Origin of the sequence: Streptomyces sp. SID3212 (assembly GCF_009865405.1) — a bacterium.
Taxonomy (GTDB): domain Bacteria; phylum Actinomycetota; class Actinomycetes; order Streptomycetales; family Streptomycetaceae; genus Streptomyces.
The window spans coordinates 1-1037 of the sequence record NZ_WWJY01000889.1 but is presented as its reverse complement, the minus strand read 5'-3'; the positions used below and the strand labels follow the sequence as shown (position 1 = coordinate 1037).

The following is a 1037-nucleotide window of genomic DNA, read 5'->3' as shown; positions in this document are numbered from 1 at the left end:
GCGAGGGACTGCACGGCCATCAGCGCGATCAGGACGAACAGCTGGACCGCCCCGGCGACCAGCGGGCTCGCACCTCCCAGGAGGACGCCGACAAACGCGCCGGGGAGCGTGACCAGACCGACCGTACGGGTCTGGTCGAGGCCCGGCAGCAGGGCGTCCGAGGCCGCCGGTCGTACCACCTCCAGCCGGGCGTCCCGGTCCGGCAGGCCCAGCGCCATCGCCGCCTCCACCTCACCGTGGCGCAGGGCCAGCTCGTCCAGCGACCGGCGTCCGGCGAGCACGGTCACGGTGAGCGCGCCCCCGATGAGGATGCCCGTGATCGGGATGAGCGCGATGCCCTTGAGCGGTACGAGGCCCGTCAGCAGGAGAGCCGCGACCACGGGCACCACCCCGACGGCGAGCGGCACGGCCGTCAGCCACCACGTGTGATTGGTCGTGAGGCGCCGGCCCGCGGTCCGTACGGCCACCGCGAACATGACGGCCAGGAACGCCAGCAGCGCCGGGAGCGACTTCACCACCCAGACGATCACGAACGAGACCGCGGCCAGCTGGACCGCGGCGCGCACCCCGGCGACCAGGATCTCCCGCGACCGGCTCCGGCCCGCCTCGGGAGTGAGGTGGACGACGGCCGCGACACCCGCCGCCACCAGGAGCAGGACGGCGAGCAGGATGCCGAGGGTGAGGTTGACCGGTACGAGGGAAGCCGCGCTCGAAGTCACGCGCTCACCTTATGAGCCTGGTGAGCCGGCTCCTGGTGAGCCGGCTCCCGGCGTCACCGCCCGCGGATCGGCGTCCTGCCGTGGATCAGCGACCCGCCGCGGATCAGCGTCCTGCCGCAGATCAGCGTCCTGCCGTCGACAGGGCCGCGTGCGCGGGCGACGCCAGGTCGAAGAGGTGGTCCATGCCCTGCGCGGACAGTGCCAGGCTGACGCAGCAGGCCAGCATCAGCACCGCGTGGGCCACCACCAGGTGGTGACGCAGCCGGGGCGGCGGCGCGAGCAGGGCCCGCACCCGCTGGGGCACGGGACCGCCGGTCA

The 1037-nt window shown here is 73.8% G+C and carries 1 protein-coding gene and 1 pseudogene; both read right to left on the bottom strand.

The features are described from left to right. On the bottom strand, positions 1 to 719 hold a 719-nt coding region (locus tag GT042_RS26595; RefSeq protein ID WP_161311264.1), incomplete at its 3' end, for an ABC transporter permease. A gap of 121 nt (positions 720 to 840) precedes the next feature. Continuing rightward, positions 841 to 1037, bottom strand: a pseudogene (locus GT042_RS26590) (M56 family peptidase); the annotation flags it as partial.